This is a genomic window from Burkholderia sp. SRS-W-2-2016 (genome assembly GCF_001931485.1).
Lineage (GTDB): Bacteria > Pseudomonadota > Gammaproteobacteria > Burkholderiales > Burkholderiaceae > Paraburkholderia.
Genome location: NZ_MSDV01000021.1, coordinates 13,914 through 29,285, shown reverse-complemented (window position 1 = coordinate 29,285; position 15,372 = coordinate 13,914). Strand labels below are relative to the sequence as shown.

Below are 15,372 nucleotides of genomic sequence, written 5' to 3'. Positions count from 1 at the left end.
GGCGCTTACGCTCACGCCATCATCCGCAACTCGAACCGTTTCAGCTTGCCGGTCTCGGTGCGCGGCAGCGCCCCGACGAAGGTGATGACGCGCGGATATTTATAAGGCGCGACGTTATTCTTAACGAAATCCTGAAGTTGCGCGACCAGTTTATCGTCGGCGGTATAGCCGGGATTGACCACCACGAAGGCCCGCACGATCTGGCCGCGGGTTTCGTCGGCCACGCCGATCACCCCGCATTCCGCGACCGCCTCGTGTTGCAGCAGCACGCTCTCCACTTCGGGGCCCGAGATGTTGTAGCCGGCCGAGACGATCATGTCGTCGGCGCGCGCCTGATAGAACACGTAGCCGTCTGCGTCGAGATAGACCGAATCCCCCGGCAGATTCCAGCCGTCGCGCACGAAGCGCTGTTGCCTATCGTCGGCCAGATAGCGGCAGCCGGTCGGGCCGCGCACCGCGAGCTTGCCGATCGTGCCGGGCGGCACCGGCCGCATGTCGTCGTCGACCGCTTGCACCACATAGCCGGGCACCGCGCGGCCGATCGCGTTCGGCCGAATCTCCGCGCCCTGCGATGAAATAAAAATGTGGATCAGCTCGGTGCCGCCGATCCCGTCGATCATGTCGATGCCGGTCGCATCGCGCCATAGTCGCCGGGTCGAATCGGGCAGCGCCTCGCCGGCCGATACGCTTTTGTGCAGCGAGCTCACGTCGTGCTGCGCGACCAGCGGCGCCATCTGCCGATAAAACGTCGGCGCGGTGAACACGACCGTCGCATGAAAACGCGCGATCGTTTCGAGCAGCGTTTTCGGCGAAAGCTTTTCGATCAGCACTGTCGACGCGCCGACCCGCAGCGGAAAACACAACAGTCCGCCGAGCCCGAACGTAAACGCGAGCGGCGGCGTGCCGCAAAAAATATCGCTCGACGACGGCTTCAGCGTATGACGCGGAAACAGATCGCACATCGCGATCACGTCGCGATGGAAATGCATGCAGCCTTTCGGCGCGCCGGTCGTGCCGCTCGTGAACGCGATCAGGCAGACGTCGTCGGCGGCGGTATCGCACGCGGCGAACTGGTCGGGTTTGTTGACCGCGAGCGTGTCGAGAGAGTCGGCGGAGTCGTCGTGAAAGCGCCGCGTTTGCGTGAGCCGCGCGCAGTAGAACTCGTCCTGTGGATTCGTGCAGCGTTCGAGTTCTCCCAACAGACGCGCGTCGCACAGCGCGGCGGCGATCTGCGCTTTCTCGATGATCTGCTTCAGTTCCTTCGCGCGCAGCAGCGGCATCGTCGGCACGACGACCAACCCGGCTTTCAGCGCCGCGAGCATCGTGACGGCCATCTGCAGCGTGTTCGGTCCGCGCAGCAGCACCCGGTTACCGGGCCGCAGCCCCATCTCGTCGACCAGCACATGCGCGCTGCGATTGACCAGCGCCAGCAGTTCGCCGTACGTGGTTGCTTGCGGCTTGCCGTCCACGTCGGACCAGATCGCCGGCCGGTCGCGATGGCCCGCGTCGATGGTCCGCTCCAGCAGTTCGGTCGCGCAGTTCAGCCGCGGCGGGTACGCGACATCCGGGTTGTCGAGCAGAAAGACGGGCCATTGATCCTGCGGCGGAAGGTTATCTCGCGCGAAGGTATCGACATGGGCTGACGGTTCCATCATGGTCTCCCGGGGCGTTGAGCCGGCAAAGCGCTGGGTTGGTTGGAATGGGTTTGGGTCGTGTCTCGATGCGATGCTTGAAATGTTCAGTACAACGTTCAACGCGACTGCGGTGCAAGCTTCAGTGCTTCTTTTCAGTCCGGAATCACGGCGGTCGCCTCGATCTCGACCTTCGCGCGGTCCTCCATCAGCGCGACGACCTGCACCGCGCTCATCGCGATGTCGTAATCGCCGATCAGTTCGCGAAACGCGCGGCCGATATCCTTCAGCGCAGCGAGGTACTCGCGCTTGTCGGTCACGTACCACGTGAGCCGCACCAGATGCTCGGGCTTGCCGCCCGCTTCGCGCAGCACCGCGAGCAGGTTCTGCAGCGCTTGCGTGGCCTGCGCGGCGAAGTCGTCGGTATGGAACTGCGCCTGTTCGTCCCAGCCGATCTGACCGGCGATGAACACCTGCGTGCCGGATGCCGCGACGCCGTTCGCATAGCCGCGCGGTTTGACCCAGCCGGCCGGAAGGAGAGCTTTTTTCATGAGCGATGCGCCTCGATGGAGGGGGACGACGGGGCGAACGCCGCGAGCGCGCTCGCGATGTCGCCGGGAATATCGATCGATTCGCCGGTCTCGAACGACATGAACACCAGCACCTGCTTCGCGCGAAAACGCGTTTCGCCGGCGCAATGGCCGTGAATTTCAATGCCGATCGAACTGCGGCCGATGCGCGTCACGCTGAGCGTCAGCACAATCGTTTCGCCGAGCCGGCTCGGCCGCGAGAAGTCGCAGTCGAGCTTGACGATCGGCAGGCCGGTGCGGCGCTCGCCGATCATCCGCGCGTAGTCGATGCGCAGTCCTTCGTAGAACCAGTCTTCGACGAGCACATTGGTCATCACGAGGTACTGCGGGAAGTAGACGATGCCGGCCGGATCGCAGTGCGAGAAGCGGATTCGTACCGGCCGTTCGAACGTCTTGCTCATTGCGCGGCCCCGTTCGCGGCGGCGTGCGCCTTCAGCAGATCGCGGCCGATAATCAACTGCTGCACCTCGGTCGCGCCTTCGTAGATACGCAGCGCGCGAATCTCGCGGTACAGCATTTCGACCGCGTTGCCGCTTTGCACGCCCATTCCGCCGTAGAGCTGCACGGCCGCGTCGATCACCTGCTGCGCGCCTTCGCTCGCATGCCACTTCGCCATCGCCGCTTCGCGTGTGACGTTTTCGCCCTGGTCGCGCAGCCACGCGGCGCGATAGACGAGCAGCGCGCTGCTGTCGATCGTCAGCGCCATCTGCGCGAGTTTTGCCTGGGTCAACTGAAAGTCGCCGAGCGTCTGGCCGAACATCTTGCGTGACGCCGCGCGGTCGAGCCCCTCGGCCATCGCATGACGCGCAAAGCCGAGCGATGCTGCCGCGACCGACGTGCGGAAAATATCGAGCGTGCGCATTGCGATCTTGAAGCCTTCGCCGCGCGCGCCGAGCAGCTGGCTGCGCGGCACGCGCGCGCCGGCGAAGCGCAAGCGTGCGAGCGGATGCGGCGCGATCACGTCGATCCGCTCGGCTATTTCGAAGCCGGGCGTCTCCGCATCGACGATAAACGCGCTGATCCCGCGCGCGCCCGGCGCCTCGCCGGTGCGCGCGAACACCACGTAGAAGTCGGCAATGCCGCCGTTCGAAATCCACGTCTTCTCGCCGTCGAGCACATAGTGGTCGCCGTCTTCGCGGGCCGTGAGCGCCATCGCCGCGACGTCCGAACCGGCCTGCGGCTCCGACAGCGCGAACGCGGCAATCGCCGTCCCGCTCGCGACGTGCGGCAGATAGCGCGATTTCTGTTCATGCGTGCCGGCCAGCGAGATTGCGCCGGAGCCGAGCCCCTGCATCGCGAGCGCGAAATCGGCGAGGCCCGAGTAGCGCGCGAGTGTTTCGCGCAGCAGACAGACCGCGCGGGTGTCGATCGTGTCGCCGTGACCGCCGTACGCGACGCCGCCGACGCCGTATTTCAGCCAGCCCGCCGCGCCGAGTTCGCGCACCAGCCGGCGGCAGGTCGCATCGGTATCGGCATGGTCTTCATGGTTCAGATGCGCGCGGCACCATTGGTCGATGCCGGCGGCCAGCTCGCGATGACGCGGCTCGAAAAACGGCCACGCGAGCGGGCTGTGCGGATCCAGTTGGGAGTTCTGATGGTCGGCGCTCAACTCAGTCTCCTTCGAACACCGGACGGGTCTTCGCCGCGAATGCGTTGTACGCGCGCTCGAAATCGCGCGTGCCCATGCAGATCGCCTGCGCCTGCGCTTCGGATTCGATCGCTTCGTCGATGCTCATGCTCCATTCCTGGTGCAGCATCTTCTTCGTGATGCCGTGCGCGAAGGTCGGGCCGGACGCGAGATCGGCGGCCAGCTTCTGCGCTTCTTCGAGCAGCGCGGCCGGTTCGCACAGACGGTTGTAGAAGCCCCACGCGTGGCCTTCGTCGCCGCTCGCCGAACGGCCGGTGTACAGCAGTTCCGCCGCGCGACCCTGGCCGATGATGCGCGGCAGCATCGCGCACGCGCCCATGTCGCAACCGGCGAGGCCGACGCGCGTGAACAGGAACGCGAGCTTGCTGCGCGCGGTGGCCAGACGCAGATCGGATGACATCGCGAGAATCGCGCCGGCGCCCGCGCAAATGCCGTCGACCGCCGCGATGATCGGCTGCGGGCAGTGGCGCATCGCCTTCACGAGGTCGCCGGTCATGCGCGTGAACAGCAGCAGTTCGGGCATCAGCAGATCGATCAGCGGCGCGATGATGTCGTGCACGTCGCCGCCGGAACAGAAGTTCTCGCCCGCGCCGTGCAGCACCACCGCTTTCACGTCGGTCGCATACGCGAGGTCGCGAAACAGGTCGCGCAGCTCCGCATACGATTCGAAAGTCAGCGGGTTCTTGCGCTCGGGGCGGTTCAGCGTGATCGTCGCGACCTTGCCGGTCACCGACCAGCCGAAGTGTTTCGCGTCGTATCCGGCGAGTGTCAGGCGGTTGCCGGCCAGCAGCGCGTCGGCGTTGGATCGTGTCATGTATTCCTCCGGTCCCAGGCAACTGGGTAGCAGTACGAATTCAGCCCTTCAGACTGTCGAGCAGATGCTGCTTGAGCTTGCCGAGGTCCTGGTGGGCGTGCATTTTTTCGTCGAGGCTCAGGCCGCCGAACATTTCGACGACCCATTGTTCATGCGCGACCGCCATCCGGTCGAATGCGCTGCGGCCGGCCGGGGTCAGGCACACGCTGATCGAACGGCGGTCGTTCGGATCGGTGTCGCGCGCAACCAGCCCTTCTTTTTCCAGTTGATCGGTGATGCCGGTCACGTTGCCGCCGGTCACCATCATGCGGCGCGACAGCTCGGTCATCTTCAGCCCTTCCGGATGCCGTTCGAGCTGCGCCATCAGATCGAAACGCGGCAGCGTGGTGTCGAATTCGGTGCGCAGCCGCTTGCGCAACTCGGCCTGCACGAGGTTGGTGGTGGTCAGCATGCGCAGCCATAAACGCAGGCCCATGTGGCTGTCCGCGCCGGTGCTCATTTCGAGGTCCACGACGTTCTCCGCGCTTTGACGGATGGGGTTCGATTTGCTCACATCACTTCTCCGCCCGAGATGGAAATGGATTGCCCGGTGATCGCTTCGGCGCCGGGACTGCACAGCCACAGCACCGTATTCGCGACCTGCTCGGGACTGACGAAGCGGCGTTGCGGATTCGAGCGCAATAGCGTTTCGCGCGCCTGTTGTTCGGTGCGCGAGGTCTTGCTGGTGATCTGTTCGAGCGACGCGTGCAGCAGTTCCGTTTCGGTGTAGCCGGGGCACACCGAGTTGACCGTGATGCCGCGCGTCGCGGTTTCGAGTGCGAGCGAGCGGGTCAGACCGATCACGCCGTGCTTGGCCGCGCAATACGCGGCGACGTACGCATAGCCGATCTGCCCGGCCGTGCTCGCGACGTTGACGATGCGGCCATGACCGCGTTCCAGCATGCCGGGCAATACCGCGCGCGTGCCGAGGAACACGCCGGTCAGGTTCACGTCGAGCATCCGTTGCCACAACGCGGTGTCGGTGTGCGTGAACGGCGCGGCCTGCGCCTGGCCCGCATTGTTGACGAGGATATCGACCGCGCCCGCGGCTGCGAACGCCTGCGTAACCGAGTCTTCTTGCGTGACGTCCACGCTGATACATGCGACTTCACCGAGCGCCGCGAATTGTTCGCGCTGCGCTTCGAGACGCTGAGCGTTGCGACCCATCAGCGTGACGCGCGCGCCGGCGCGCAGCAGCGCCTCCGCGATCGCCGCGCCGATGCCGCTGCCGCCGCCGGTGACGACCGCGTGCCGGGCGGAAAGAGAGGTATCCGAAGTATTCACACGGTTCCTTCGGCGCGTTGCGCGCGTTGTTGCGCCGTCAGGCCGGCATTGGCGAGCGCCTGTGCGCGTTCGCGCTCCAGATTGCGTTCGAGCTGCATCTTCGCGGCGGTGTAGGGCTTCGGCCACGCGACATCGAGATAGCCGATCTTCGCTGCTTCGTTCAGCGTCCACGACGGATTCGCGAGATGTGGACGAGCGATTGCGCACAGGTCCGCGCGGCCGGCCGCGATGATGCTGTTCACGTGGTCCGCTTCCGAAATCGCGCCGACCGCGATCGTCGCGATACCGGCTTCGTTGCGCACGCGGTCGGCGAACGGGGTCTGGAACATGCGGCCGAACACGGGCTTTTCCGCCTTGCTGACCTGACCCGACGACACGTCGATCAGGTCCGCGCCGGCCGCCTTGAACGCCTGCGCGATCTTCACCGCGTCGTCCGGCGTGTTGCCGCCTTCGACCCAGTCGTGCGCGGAAATCCGCACCGAAATCGGCTTGTCCTGCGGCCATACCGCGCGGATCGCGTTGAACACCTGCAACGGATAGCGCAGCCGGTTTTCGAGCGAGCCGCCGTATTCGTCGGTACGTTGATTGGTCAGCGGCGACAGGAAGCTCGACAGGAAATAGCCGTGCGCGCAGTGCAGTTCGAGCCAGTCGAAACCGGCTTCGATCGACATGCGGGTCGCGTCGACGAATTGCTGCTCGACCTCGCGCATTTCTTCATGCGTGGCTTCGCGCGAATGCTGGCTGATGCCGGGCAGATACTGCTGCGGCGACGCGGAAAGCAGCGGCCAGTTGCCTTCTTCGAGCGGCTGATCGATGCCTTCCCACGCGACCCGCGTCGAGCCTTTCGCGCCGGAGTGGCCGAGCTGGATGCCGATTTTCGCGTCCGACTGCAGATGCACCAGATCGACGATGCGTTTCCACGCGGCCAGTTGCTCGGCCGTGTACATGCCCGGGCATCCCGGCGTGATGCGCGCTTCGGGCGACACGCAGGTCATCTCGGTCATCACCAGCGCGGCGCCGCCCATCGCGCGGGCGCCGAGGTGCATCAGGTGATAGTCGCCGGGGATGCCGTCGACGGCCGAGTATTGCGCCATCGGCGACACCATCACGCGGTTTTTCAGCGTGACGCCGCGCACGGTGAAGGGCGTAAACATCGGCGGAATCGAATGCTTGTTGGGCGCGCGTTCGACACCCGCGCGTTGCGCGAGCCAGTCTTCGAAGCCGGACAGATACTGCGCGTCGCGCTCGCGCAGGTTCTCGTGCGAGATGCGCTGCGAACGCGTGAGCAGCGAATACGCGAACTGTTCCGGCTCGAACGACGTGTAGCGGTCGACGTGCTCGAACCATTCGGTCGAATTGCGCGCGGCGTTCTGGATCCGCAGCACGTCGACGCTGCGCACTTCGGTGTAGTGCTGGAGTGCGGCGGCGAGGTTGCCGGCGTCTTCGCCCGGATGCGCGCTCATGCTGTTCGCGAGTTCGATCGCGTCTTCGAGTGCGAGCTTGGTGCCCGAGCCGATCGAAAAGTGCGCGGTGTGCGCGGCGTCGCCCATCAGCACGATCGGCGTGCGGGTGCCATTCGGGTTGCCGCGCCAGTGCACCCATTCCTTGTTGACCACGCGCGGAAAGCGGATCCATTGCGACGAGCCGCGCAGATGCGAAGCGTTCGACATCAGCGGATTGCCGTCGAGGTACTTCGCGAACAGCTTCTCGCAGAACGCGATGCTGTCTTCCTTGCTCATTTCGTCGAGCCCGGCGGCTCGCCACACGCGCTCCGGCGTTTCGACGATGAAAGTCGAGGTCTGATCGTCGAAGCGGTATGCGTGCGCCTGGAACCAGCCGAATTCGGTTTCCTCGAACGCGAATGTGAACGCGTCGAACAGTTTTTTCGTGCCGAGCCACACGAAGCGGCAGTCGCGCACGTCGATGTCCGGCTGATAGGTGTCCGCGTACTTTTGCCGGACCATGCTATTGAGGCCGTCGCTGGCAATGATCAGGTCTGCTTCGTAAGCGCTGTCGTCCACCACCTGGGTTTCGAATACGAGCTTCACGCCGAGTTCTTCGCAGCGCGCCTGCAGGATATTCAGCAGACGTTTGCGGCCGATTCCGCAGAAGCCGTGACCCGACGAGCGGACGCTGCGGCCGCGGAAATGGATTTCGATGTCGTCCCAGTGGTTGAACGCGTCGAGGATTGCGTCGGCGCTCGGGGCGTCGGCGGCGCGCAGATTGCCGAGCGTCTGATCGGAGAACACGACGCCCCAGCCGAAGGTGTCGTACGGGCGGTTGCGCTCGACCACCGTGACGTCGTAGCTGGGGTTGCGTTGCTTCATCAACAGACTGAAGTACAGGCCGGCCGGGCCGCCACCGATACAGACAATGCGCATGCTGTTCCCCAAAAGGACGCTGGTGTCAGATTAATTTAGGTTTAGATAGTTTAGATGTCAAGTAAATGAGCGTATGGACGGAGCCAGGGTTTGCCCGGGGCTCCTGTTTAACTCACGGAAAAGCGGCTCAAGCCGATCTCACTCCGGCTTCCGAAACGCATTCGGCGTCACCCCAGTAAACCGCTTAAAAAACCGCGTGAAATACGCCGGTTCGGTAAAACCAAGAAAATCCGAAATCTGCGCGATGCTCAACGCGGTGTAAGTCAGGCTGCGTTTCGCCTCGAGCATCAACCGCTGATGCACGAGCGCGAGCGCGCTTTTCCCCGCGAGCCGCTGACAAACCATATTCAGATAGACCGCCGTCACGCCCAACTGCTCGGCATAACGGCTGATCGCCAGATGCTCGCGGTAGTGCTTTTCGACCAAGCTATAAAACGCCTTCAGATGAACGTGCCCGCGATCCTGCCGCTCGCTGCGCTCCGCGCCTTGCTGCGCCTGCCGGCTGACCCACACCACGAGCGTGCTGACCAGCGAGCGCAACAACAGATCGCGCGACGGCGCCGGCAACCCATACTCGTCATTGAGCTTGCCGCACAGCGTGTCCAGATAAGCGCGATCGTCGCCGACCGCATAGCAACCCGGATGCTCGAACACCCGCCGCGGCGCATCCATCTGCTGCTGCAGCCAGTTCATCAGCGGCGCGGCGATCGTGATCACGTAGCCGTCCACCTCCGGCGAGAACTGGAAGCCGTGCACGCACATCGGCGGGACGATCTGCACCGATGGCATATCGATGCGGGTTGTCTCGCCCTCGATTTCGAGTTCCGCGGTGCCCTTCTGCACGTAAAGAATCTGCGCGAGGTCCGCATGTCGATGGCGGCGGATTTCCCAGTCGTACAGGCTGCTGCGCTCGGGGATCGACTCGCAGTGCAGCAAATCGAGCGTGCTCCAATCGGGCCCTTCACCGTATAAATTGAAGACGGGGATGTCGTGCTGTGCCGGCTGCTTCATGGGTTCGTCGGCGGCAACTAAATCCGCCCGGGACTTTCTAAAAGTCCAATTTTAATCCGAAAAAATGCCTTATCAGCGCCGCGTGTTTCTAGAAAAATGCAATTCGACCGTGGCGGCAGATATCGGAGCCCGCACCGCAGGCCGGCAGTTCACGGTGTAAATGAACACAGGAGACATCGATCATGAAAACCACCATCGCGATCATCGGAGCCGGACCGTCCGGGCTGCTGCTGGGGCAGTTGCTGCACAAGGCGGGTATCGACAACGTCATCGTCGAGCGCCAGAGCGGCGAATACGTGCTCGGCCGCATCCGCGCGGGCGTGCTCGAACAGGGCACGGTCGACCTGATGCGCGAAGCGGGCGTCAGCGAGCGCATGGACGCGGAAGGCCTGGTTCACGACGGTATCGAACTGGTGTTCGGCGGCCGGCGTGACCGCATCGATCTGAAGAAGCTGACAGGCGGCTCGTCGGTGCTGGTGTACGGCCAGACCGAAGTGACCCGCGATCTGATGGCCGCGCGCGCGGCAAGCGGCGCGACCACGGTGTACGAAGCGTCCAACGTCCAGCTGCACGACGTGAAGGGCGAAGCGCCGTACGTCACGTACGAAAAGGACGGCGAAACGCACCGTCTGGATTGCGACTACATCGCCGGCTGCGACGGCTTTCACGGCGTGTCGCGCAAGACCATCCCCGAAGAAGTGCTCACTCACTACGAGCGCGTCTACCCGTTCGGCTGGCTCGGCATGCTGTCCGATACGCCGCCGGTCAATCACGAACTGATCTATGCGCACCACGAACGCGGTTTCGTGCTGTGCAGCCAGCGTTCCAACACCCGCAGCCGCTACTACCTGCAGGTGCCGTTGACCGAAAAGGTCGAGGACTGGTCCGACGAGCGCTTCTGGGAAGAGCTGAAGACGCGTCTGCCGAAGGACGTCGCTGACAAGGTCGTCACGGGTCCGGCGCTCGAAAAGAGCATCGCGCCGCTGCGCAGCTACGTGGTCGAGCCGATGCAGTACGGCAAGCTGTTCCTCGTCGGCGACGCCGCGCACATCGTGCCGCCGACCGGCGCGAAGGGCCTGAATCTGGCCGCGAGCGACGTCAGCACGCTGTACCGGATTCTGACCCGCGTGTACCGCGAGGGCCGTACCGATCTGGTCGAAAAGTATTCGCAGATCGCGCTGCGCCGCGTGTGGAAGGCGGAACGTTTCTCGTGGTTCATGACCAACCTGCTGCACGAGTTCTCGGAGCGCGACGCATTCGACAAGCGCATGCAGCGTACCGACTACGACTACTACACGAACTCGGAAGCCGGCCTCAAAACGATCGCGGAAAACTACGTCGGTTTGCCGTACGATCCGATCGAATAAAACGCCGGTTACATCGGTTCGATACGTCCTCCATCCGCTGAGGACGTAGTTCGGGGTGCGGCCACGCACCCCGAAACTCCCTGCCCATCTCTTTCGCGCCGGCCGGCAACGCCGCGGCGCCATCCCGGCCCCGTCGCTTCGTGCGTTAACACACACACGCTGCGCCAGCGGGCGTCCATCATTTACTGATCGCTACCCACCGCCGGTAAGCGATACCGCACCTGTCACTTCCGGCCTGGCTAGACGAGCATCGACATACGCTTGGCCGTTACGCGCTATATTTGAAGTCTCACCGCCGGCCGCGCAAGCTTGCTGCCGCCCGGTACATGAGGACAGAAACTTCCGTACGGCAGTGAACTCTGAGCAACGCGCCGCACGCGGCGCGGCATCGAACGCGCTTCGCCCGGGTCTTTCGTTCAACCACTACATCGCAGGACGGCTATATGTCACTTCGTATCAATGACGTCGCACCCAATTTCACCGCGCGCACCACGCAGGGCACCATCGATTTCCACGACTGGATCGGCGACCAATGGGCGATCCTGTTTTCTCACCCGAAAGATTTCACGCCGGTTTGCACGACCGAACTGGGCTACATGGCGAAGATCGAGCCGGAGTTCACGAAGCGCAATGCGAAGCTGATCGGCCTGTCGGTCGATCCGGTCGAACAGCACGACAAATGGGCGGCCGACATCGAGGAAACCCAGGGCGCCGCCGTTAAATATCCGATGATCGGCGACACCGATCTGGCGGTCGCCAAGCTCTACAACATGCTGCCGGCCGAAGCGGGCGACAGCAGCGAAGGGCGCACCGCCGCGACCAACGCGACCGTGCGTTCGGTGTTCATCATCGGCCCGGACAAGCAGATCAAGCTGATGCTGACCTACCCGATGACCACCGGCCGCAACTTCGACGAAATCCTGCGCGTGCTCGACTCGATGCAGCTCACCGCGAAGCACAAGGTCGCCACGCCGGTGAACTGGAAGCAGGGCGACGACGTGATCATCACCGGCGCGGTCAGCAACGACGAGGCGGCGACGCTGTTCCCCGGCTTCAAGACCATCAAGCCGTATCTGCGTACCACCAAGCAACCGGGCTGACCCAGCGGGACCTGACGGCGGTGCGCGGCGCGCGCCGCGCACCGTCCGTCATCCCGGCTGTTTTTCCAGAGACTCACCATGATTTTTCGCCAGCTATTCGACCCCGTTTCGTCCACTTACACGTACCTGCTGGGCGACGGCGGCGAAGCGCTGCTGATCGACCCGGTCTACGAGCAGGTGCCGCGCGACCAGGCGCTGCTGCAGGAACTGGGTCTGTGGCTGCTGACCACGCTCGACACCCACGTGCACGCCGATCACGTGACCGGCGCGTGGCGGCTGCGCCAGCGCTGCGGCAGCCAGATCGCGCTGGCCGCGGCGGTCGACGCGCAAGGCGTCACGCGGCCGTTGCGGCACGGCGACCGGATCGACTTCGGCAAGCGCCATCTGACCGTGCGGGCGACTCCAGGCCACACCGGCGGCTGCCTGACCTACGTGCTCGACGACGAGAGCATGGCCTTCACCGGCGACAGTCTGCTGATCCGCGGCTGCGGCCGCACCGATTTCCAGGGCGGCAGTCCGCAGGCGCTGTTCGCGTCGGTACATGAACAGATCCTGACGCTGCCCGCCCACTGTCTGCTGTATCCGGCGCACGACTATCGCGGCATCACGGTGACGAGCGTGGCCGAGGAGCGGCGCTTCAATCCGCGCCTGGGCGGCGACGTCGATGTCGGCGACTTCGCCGGCCATATGAATAATCTGAATTTGCCGCATCCGAAGCTGATGGCGGTCGCGGTGCCCGCCAACCTGCGCTGCGGGCAGCCGGAGGCCGACGCGGCGCAGGCCACGGAGACGCCCGACTGGGCGCCGCTCACGCTGCGCTTCAGCGGTGTGTGGGAAATCGAACCGATGGCACTGCTCGAGCATGGCGCGACGTTCCAGATCGTCGACGTGCGCGAGGCGCCGGAATTCATCGACCGTCTCGGGCATTTGCCGGGCGCGCAACTGGTGCCGCTGTCGCAACTGACCGGACGGCTCGACGAGCTGGATCGCGAGCGGCCGGTGGTGGCCGTGTGCCGCTCCGGCGTGCGCTCCGCGCAAGCGAGCGTGCTGCTGACAAAAGCGGGCTTCGGCAAGGTCGCGAATCTGGCCGGCGGGATGCTGCGCTGGCGCACCGAGGGCTTGCCGGTCGCGCTGGACGCGCTCTGAACAGCGTCCGCCTGAGTCGAGGCGAGCGCCCTGCTCGCTAGTCGGCGTGGTTGCCGTTGTCGCTGTCGTCTGAATCGGCCAGCAGCACCTTCAGCATGCGCTCGGGATTGGCGAGGAAGTCGCGGGTGATCCGGTAGTGCTCGGTGTCTTCGTAAGCGATCGGCTCGATGCCGTCGGCGCCGAACTGGTAGATCGTCGCGTCCGGATAGGCCATCAGGATCGGCGAATGGGTCGCGATCACGAACTGGGAATTCTGCTCGATCAGTTGATGCATGCGCGCTAGCAGCGTCAGTTGCCGTTGCGGCGATAACGCCGCCTCGGGTTCGTCGAGCAGATAGAGCCCGTCGGGACCGAAGCGATTCATCACTAGCGCCAGAAACGATTCGCCGTGCGATTGCGCGTGCAGCGAGCGGCCGCCATACGAGGCCAGCACGCCCGCCGTGAGCGGGTCTTCCTCGATCTCGTCGAGCGAACTGGCGACGTTGTAGAAGCTTTCGGCACGCAGAAAATAGCCGGTGCGCGGGCGCCGGAAGCCTTTCGAGACCCGTAGCCGGGCATGCAGGTCGGAGTGAGTATTGCGGGTCTGGAAGCGCAGATCGCGACTGCCGCCCTCGGCGTTGTAGCCGATCGACACCGCCAGCGCTTCCAGCAGCGTCGACTTGCCGGAGCCGTTTTCGCCGACGAAGTAGGTGACTTTCGGATGCAGCGTCAGCGTCTCCAGCGAACGGATCGCCGGCAGGCTGAACGGGTACTGCGAAGGGTCCGCGTTCGCATCCGGTTTCAGATCGATACGCGAGACGAATTGCGAGGAAATGATCATGGTGGGGTCTGCCGGAGCGCCGCGGTCGGCCCCGCGGTTCGCCAGATTTTCACCAATCCGGCGGCCGCTGTCGACTCGCGGCGAGCGGCCGGCAGCGGCCCACTCGATCTGTTCGCGCGTTCAGCCTTGGCTCTGGCCGCACCCGCGAGTGTTACCGATTGCGACTTCCGGCTTTGCGGCAGCGGCACGCAGTTGCGGTGCGCGCGTGACCAGCCAGATGCCGCAGCACACCAGCACGAGCGCGAACAGGTTCTTCACTTCCATGATGTTTTCGCTCAGGCAGATCGCGGACAGCACGGTGCCGAAAACCGGCACGAGAAAATTGAAGACCGTGACCTTGCCGACCGGGTTGTACTTGAGCAGAAGACTCCACAGCGTAAAAGCGACCGACGACAGCAGCGCCAGATAACCGAGCAGCGCGAGCGAGGTCGGCGTGAACGCTTGCAGCGTACCGCCGCTCGCGTAGCCCGCCACGACCAGCACGAGGCCGCCGAACGCGAGTTGGTAACCGGTCATCACCATCGGGTCGATGCGCTGCGAAATGCGCTTGCCGTAAATCGACGCGGCGGACAGCACGAACGCGGCAATCACGATAAAGCCTTCGCCGAGCAGCGTGAACGCGAATTCGAGCGTGCCGTCGCCGAAATTGACGACCATCACGCCGACGAATCCCAGCAGACAGCCGAATGCTTTACGCGGCGTCAGTTTGTCGTTGCGATAAAGAAAATGGGCGAGCAATACGCTGAAGAAGGTCGTGGTCGAATTGAGAATCGAGCCGCGCACGCCGGTGGTGTACGCGAGACCGATATAAAAGAACACGTATTGAATCGCCGTTTGCGTGAAGCCCAATAGCATCACCCGTCCGGCATCGCCGCGGCTCAGTTTGAAAAGCGGCTTGTTCGACAAGGCCGCGAAAACCAGCACGATCAGCCCGGCGAGCACGAAGCGGTAGCCGGCGAAAACCAGTTTCGAAGGAATATCTTTCTGCGTAATGCCGAGCAGCGCATAGCCGATCTTGATGGCCGGATAGGAGCTGCCCCACAGCAGGCAGCATAGTGTTGCCAGCATCACGAGTACTTTGGGTTGGGTGAAAAGCCGCGTGGAATCGCGCGAGCCGGTCGAGGTGGCGGAGGCTGTCATGTTTCGGGTGAGTTTGTCGTTGCGCGCCGTGTGGATCGACCACGGCAGTAGCGCGTTTTATTGCTTTATTTTCGTGGCTGGCCGGGTGTTGGTATTGCCGTTCAGGCATTCGGCAATTACCGATTCGGCATGTCTCGTATTGACGGAATTCGCGAACTCGCGAATTGAAAAGAGAGGATTTCCAAACAATCAACTAGCGTTAATTAGCTGAAGGCCGCGCGAAATTATATCTCAATGCAACTGTAATGTCTGGGGACGCGGCCGGGCGGCGCGCGTGCCGAACCGGATGCCACGGGCGACCGGACGTTACGCCGGCTGCTATGTCCGCATCACTGTGTCGGGCGATCTTCCGACCCTACGCTGGCGAGTGACGCGGGCCTTCACACCTGCGGTGCAGACGC

General features: G+C 64.0%; 14 protein-coding genes. 3 read left to right on the top strand and 11 right to left on the bottom strand.

Annotated elements, in window-relative coordinates:
- Nucleotides 1–11: 11 nt before the first annotated feature.
- The 9 genes from BTH42_RS09190 to BTH42_RS09150 form a co-directional block, all read right to left on the bottom strand.
- Nucleotides 12–1,652 carry an AMP-binding protein gene (locus BTH42_RS09190; protein WP_075298131.1) on the bottom strand — a complete coding sequence of 547 codons (1,641 nt, stop codon included), beginning with the start codon at nucleotides 1,650–1,652 and terminating at the stop codon, nucleotides 12–14.
- A 134-nt stretch (nucleotides 1,653–1,786) separates the two neighbouring features.
- Entirely contained in the window at nucleotides 1,787–2,182 is a 396-nt protein-coding gene (locus tag BTH42_RS09185; RefSeq protein WP_075298129.1) for a RidA family protein, read from the bottom strand.
- The gene (locus BTH42_RS09180) at nucleotides 2,179–2,622 is read right to left on the bottom strand and encodes a thioesterase family protein (RefSeq protein ID WP_075298127.1); all 444 of its coding nucleotides are present in this window, start codon (nucleotides 2,620–2,622) and stop codon (nucleotides 2,179–2,181) included. Before BTH42_RS09180 ends, BTH42_RS09185 begins: the two co-directional genes overlap by 4 nt.
- Nucleotides 2,619–3,830, bottom strand: a complete 1,212-nt coding sequence (locus tag BTH42_RS09175; protein WP_075298125.1) for an acyl-CoA dehydrogenase family protein — start codon at nucleotides 3,828–3,830, stop codon at nucleotides 2,619–2,621. The genes BTH42_RS09180 and BTH42_RS09175 overlap by 4 nt, the downstream gene beginning before the upstream one ends.
- Before the next feature lies 1 nt (nucleotide 3,831).
- The gene (locus BTH42_RS09170) at nucleotides 3,832–4,683 is read right to left on the bottom strand and encodes an enoyl-CoA hydratase family protein (RefSeq protein WP_075298123.1); all 852 of its coding nucleotides are present in this window, start codon (nucleotides 4,681–4,683) and stop codon (nucleotides 3,832–3,834) included.
- 40 nt (nucleotides 4,684–4,723) lie between these two features.
- Nucleotides 4,724–5,236: a MarR family winged helix-turn-helix transcriptional regulator gene (locus tag BTH42_RS09165; protein ID WP_305954783.1), complete on the bottom strand. Its 513-nt coding sequence runs from the start codon at nucleotides 5,234–5,236 to the stop codon at nucleotides 4,724–4,726.
- Nucleotides 5,233–6,006 carry an SDR family NAD(P)-dependent oxidoreductase gene (locus BTH42_RS09160; protein WP_075298121.1) on the bottom strand — a complete coding sequence of 258 codons (774 nt, stop codon included), beginning with the start codon at nucleotides 6,004–6,006 and terminating at the stop codon, nucleotides 5,233–5,235. Before BTH42_RS09160 ends, BTH42_RS09165 begins: the two co-directional genes overlap by 4 nt.
- Nucleotides 6,003–8,387, bottom strand: a complete 2,385-nt coding sequence (locus BTH42_RS09155) for a bifunctional salicylyl-CoA 5-hydroxylase/oxidoreductase (RefSeq protein ID WP_075298119.1) — start codon at nucleotides 8,385–8,387, stop codon at nucleotides 6,003–6,005. The genes BTH42_RS09160 and BTH42_RS09155 overlap by 4 nt, the downstream gene beginning before the upstream one ends.
- Before the next feature lie 138 nt (nucleotides 8,388–8,525).
- A complete protein-coding gene (locus BTH42_RS09150; RefSeq protein ID WP_075298117.1) occupies nucleotides 8,526–9,398 on the bottom strand; it encodes a helix-turn-helix domain-containing protein in 873 nt (290 codons plus the stop codon).
- Nucleotides 9,399–9,580: 182 nt separating this feature from the next.
- Between BTH42_RS09150 and pobA the strand changes: the two genes are divergently transcribed.
- The 3 genes from pobA (at nucleotide 9,581) to BTH42_RS09135 (ending at nucleotide 13,011) form a co-directional block, all read left to right on the top strand.
- On the top strand, nucleotides 9,581–10,765 hold the full coding sequence (gene pobA / locus BTH42_RS09145) for a 4-hydroxybenzoate 3-monooxygenase (RefSeq protein ID WP_075298115.1): 1,185 nt from the start codon (nucleotides 9,581–9,583) through the stop codon (nucleotides 10,763–10,765).
- 443 nt (nucleotides 10,766–11,208) lie between these two features.
- Nucleotides 11,209–11,865, top strand: coding sequence for a peroxiredoxin (locus BTH42_RS09140; protein ID WP_075298113.1), 657 nt, complete (start codon nucleotides 11,209–11,211; stop codon nucleotides 11,863–11,865).
- 78 nt (nucleotides 11,866–11,943) lie between these two features.
- Nucleotides 11,944–13,011: an MBL fold metallo-hydrolase gene (locus BTH42_RS09135; RefSeq protein WP_075298111.1), complete on the top strand. Its 1,068-nt coding sequence runs from the start codon at nucleotides 11,944–11,946 to the stop codon at nucleotides 13,009–13,011.
- 37 nt (nucleotides 13,012–13,048) lie between these two features.
- On the opposite strand, the gene BTH42_RS09130 is transcribed toward BTH42_RS09135, so the two are convergent.
- Together BTH42_RS09130 and BTH42_RS09125 are read right to left on the bottom strand one after the other, a co-directional pair.
- Nucleotides 13,049–13,831: an AAA family ATPase gene (locus BTH42_RS09130; protein ID WP_075298109.1), complete on the bottom strand. Its 783-nt coding sequence runs from the start codon at nucleotides 13,829–13,831 to the stop codon at nucleotides 13,049–13,051.
- Between the two features lie 120 nt (nucleotides 13,832–13,951).
- Nucleotides 13,952–14,971: a DMT family transporter gene (locus BTH42_RS09125; RefSeq protein WP_075298107.1), complete on the bottom strand. Its 1,020-nt coding sequence runs from the start codon at nucleotides 14,969–14,971 to the stop codon at nucleotides 13,952–13,954.
- Nucleotides 14,972–15,372 lie beyond the last annotated feature (401 nt).